Annotated in this window: 3 protein-coding genes and 1 pseudogene; 3 read left to right on the top strand and 1 reads right to left on the bottom strand. The window is 62.6% G+C overall.

The window, feature by feature from the left end; all coding sequences use genetic code 11:
• From ACK543_RS14305 to ACK543_RS14315, 3 genes are all read left to right on the top strand, one after another.
• The coding region (locus tag ACK543_RS14305; RefSeq protein WP_409943511.1) for a transposase at positions 1 to 142 on the top strand (142 nt) is incomplete at its 5' end.
• 121 nt (positions 143 to 263) lie between these two features.
• Complete coding sequence (locus tag ACK543_RS14310) at positions 264 to 2,132, top strand: potassium transporter Kup (RefSeq protein ID WP_409943509.1); 1,869 nt, start codon at positions 264 to 266, stop codon at positions 2,130 to 2,132.
• 249 nt (positions 2,133 to 2,381) lie between these two features.
• A complete protein-coding gene (locus ACK543_RS14315) occupies positions 2,382 to 3,569 on the top strand; it encodes a benzoate/H(+) symporter BenE family transporter (protein ID WP_409943510.1) in 1,188 nt (395 codons plus the stop codon).
• Here the strand turns inward: ACK543_RS14315 and ACK543_RS14320 are convergent.
• Positions 3,566 to 3,705, bottom strand: a pseudogene (locus ACK543_RS14320) (IS630 family transposase); the annotation flags it as partial. The gene ACK543_RS14315 and the pseudogene ACK543_RS14320 sit on opposite strands and share 4 nt — an antisense overlap.

Here is a 3,705-nt window from a genome sequence, read left to right on the forward strand (position 1 = left end):
TCACAGCTGGTTCAACCGATTTCGCAAGTTGCTCGTGAGGTACGAGAAACTTGAGCGCAGTTTCCTCGCACTTAACCACTTGGCCGCCGCCATCATCGCTTTCAGAAAAGTACCGCTACGCGTAAACATAATTTACGGATAATTTCCAAGTTGCTGCGCCGCAACATGGTGCAGTGACCCCAGGCGCTTGATCTGCCTCAGGCGCACAATAGCTTTCCCTTCAGTAACGGAGCCCCGCCACCCCTGGCGCGCGGGGATGGTCAGTGCAAAGCTCCAAGTCATCGCTCGCAGCGCTCACGCTGGGCGCCATCGGTGTGGTTTATGGCGATATCGGCACCAGCGTGCTCTATGCCGTCAAGGAGGTCTTCGGGTCCGGACATGTGCCGTTCACCCAGGACAACATCTTTGGCATCCTGTCGATTCTGTTCTGGACGCTCACCGTCATTGTCTCGCTCAAGTACGTGGCGCTGGTGCTGCGTGCCGACAACCACGGCGAAGGCGGCCTCATTGCCATGCTGGCCCTGGCGTCGCAGGCCGTGAAAGACAAGCCCCGCCTGCGCGGCGTGTTGCTGGCGGTGGGCATCTTCGGCACGTCCCTCTTTTATGGCGACGGGGTGATCACCCCGGCGATTTCCGTGCTGTCGGCGGTCGAGGGCCTGGAGGTCGTGTCGCCCCATTTCAAGCAATACGTCATTCCGATCACGCTGGTGGTGCTGTTTTGCCTGTTTGCCGTGCAAAAGCGCGGTACCAGCGGCATCGGCAAGTTCTTTGGGCCCATCACGCTGATCTGGTTCATTTCGATCGCCTTGCTGGGGGTGTTCCACATTGTTGGACACCCCGAGATCCTGTGGGCCATGAGTCCGACTTACGCCCTGCGTTTCATGTGGGCCCATCCTGGAACCACCTTCATCATTCTGGGCGCTGTGGTGCTGTGCGTGACAGGTGCCGAAGCGCTGTACGCCGACCTGGGCCACTTCGGCAAGCGCCCGATTCGGCTGGCGTGGTTCGGTGTGGCCATGCCTGCGCTCACCCTCAACTACTTTGGCCAGGGCGCGCTGCTGCTGGCTGAACCGGACGCGGTGAAGAACCCTTTCTTCATGATGGCACCCGATTGGGCGGTGATACCAATGGTAGTGCTCGCGACCATGGCTACGGTCATCGCATCGCAGGCCCTGATTACCGGCGCCTTCAGCGTCACCAAACAGGCCATTCAGCTCGGTTACCTGCCGCGCCTGAATATCCAGCACACCAGCGTGCGCGATACCGGGCAGATCTTCATTCCGCTGGTCAACTGGGGGCTGTTTGTGGCCATCGTGCTGGCGGTGGTGATGTTCCGCTCGTCCAGCAATCTGGCGGCGGCCTACGGCATCGCCGTGACGCTGGACATGCTGATCACCACCACACTCACGTTCTTCGTGATCCGCTACGGCTGGGGCTATCCGCTGGCGCTGTGCGTGGCGGCGACAGGTTCGTTTTTTGTCGTGGATCTGGCGTTCTTTTCGTCCAACCTGCTCAAGCTTTTCCAGGGCGGGTGGTTCCCGCTGTTGATCGGCGGCATCGTTTTTGCGCTGATGATGACCTGGAAGGACGGCCGCGCCCTGCTCAACGAAAAGCTCCGCGCTGACGCCATCGACCTCCAGGGTTTCCTGGAGTCGGTGTTCATCAGCCCGCCGACCCGCGTGGATGGCACGGCGGTCTTCCTCACTGCCGAGGCGGGTGCGGTGCCCAATGCGCTGCTGCACAACCTCAAGCACAACAAGGTGTTGCACCAGCAAAACCTGTTCGTGACGGTGCACAACCATGAGGTGCCGTGGATTGGCCTGGACAAGCGGCTGCAGGTGCAAGCGCTGGGGCACGACTGCTGGCAGGTCACCGTCCACTACGGTTTCAAGAACGACCCCGACCTGCCCCGCGCGCTGGAGCTTTTGCGCGGCCGAGGCTGCGAACTGGACGCCATGACGACGAGCTACTTCCTGTCGCGCGACACCGTCATCCCGACCATGGGCGGCGGCATGGCGCCCTGGCGCGAGAAGTTGTTTGCACAGATGCATCACAACGCCAGCGGGGCCGCCGATTTTCTGCACCTGCCCAACAACGCGGTGGTCGAGTTGGGTTCGAAGATCGAGATCTGAGCAGCGGCGGGATGGATCTGGTTTTACCCCGGTAGCGCCTGTCTTTTTTGTACACATTGCTATTGAATAAATAGCATAGCCATAGCAAAAGAGGTCTGCCGTGGTGGCCAGGGCATGCATTGCGCTGGTCGCGCAGGCGCTGCCAACGGCTGCGTTCGCTGTGGGGCGGCCGCACCGCAGGCGCAGCGGCCTGCATGCTGGCCGGTGCCGCGTGACCGGCGCGCATGCTGGGCTGCCAGAATCGAGCCCATGCAGTTTTTCAAAGACCTGAGCGTCTCCACATTCACGGCGGGGTTCGTGGCGGTGCTGGTGGGGTTTACCAGTTCGGTGGCCATCGTTTTCCAGGCGGCGCAGGCGTTTGGTGCCACGCCAGCGCAGATCACGTCCTGGATATGGGCCCTGGGGCTGGGTATGGGGTTGTGTACCCTGATCCCGTCGCTCATCCTGCGCAAGCCGGTCATGGTGGCCTGGTCCACGCCCGGCGCGGCCGTGTTGGCTGCTGCGGGCCTGGCGAGCGGTTTCTCCATGGGTGAGGCGGTGGGGGCCTTCATGGTGAGCGCTGCCCTGATCACTCTCGCAGGCGCCACGGGGTGGTTCGAACGGGTGATGAACCGCATTCCCACCGAAATCGCAGCCGCCTTGCTTGCCGGCGTGCTCGCGCGGTTCGGGGTGCAGGCCTTCGCAGCGGCGCAAACCGCGCTGCCCCTCGTGCTGACCATGCTGATCGTCTATCTGCTGGCCCGGCGGGTTGCGCCCCGCTACGCGGTGGTCATCACCTTGGCCGCAGCCGTGGCCGTGGCTGCCGCACAGGGTCAGATGACGTGGTCGGCCGTGCAACTGGAGCTGGCCATGCCCGTATTGGTGGCACCTCAGTTCAGCGCAGCCGCGCTGGTCAGCCTGGCGGTGCCGCTTTTCGTGGTGACCATGGCTTCGCAGAACCTGCCAGGCGTGGCGGTGATCCGGGCATCCGGCTATGACCTGCCCGTCTCACGCCTGTTGACAATGACGGGCCTGGCTACGCTGGTTTTGGCACCCTTTGGCGGCTACGCACTGAACTTCAGCGCCATCACGGCTGCCATGTGCATGGGCCCGCAGGCGCACCCGGACCGCAACCGCCGCTACACCGCAGCGGCGGTCTGTGGGGCGCTGTATGTCGCTATCGGTTTGTTCGGCGCCGTGATCACCGGGCTGTTGACCGCCTTCCCGAAGGAACTCGTGGTTGCCATCGCGGGCCTGGCGCTGCTTGGGACCATCGCCAACGGCCTGGCTCAAGCGCTGCGCGAAGAACCGCATCGAGAAGCCGCGATCATCACCTTTTTGGTGACCCTGAGCGGTGTCACGCTCGCTGGCGTTGGATCGGCCTTTTGGGGCGTGGTGGCGGGCACGGTTGCGCTGTTTGTGCAACAGTACCGATCTTCAACGGTGGCGCGAGACTAGTGTGCTGTCCCGCAAATACGTGAGCAAAGTCGATGCAGCTTTTCAAGGATCGAATCGGCGGTGGCAGTCCATGTGAAGGGCTGGCAGTTTGTGTTGTGCGCGGCGACGAAGTGGTCGATGCGCTGCACAAGCTGCT

Origin of the sequence: Acidovorax sp., assembly GCF_046341535.1 — a bacterium.
Taxonomy (GTDB): Bacteria; Pseudomonadota; Gammaproteobacteria; order Burkholderiales; family Burkholderiaceae_C; genus Acidovorax.

What these genes read in the sequence shown, in the direction of transcription:
- ACK543_RS14315 (WP_409943510.1), top strand. Translation starts at nt 2,382, where the DNA reads ATGCAGTTTTTCAAAGACCTGAGCGTCTCCACATTCACGGCGGGGTTC.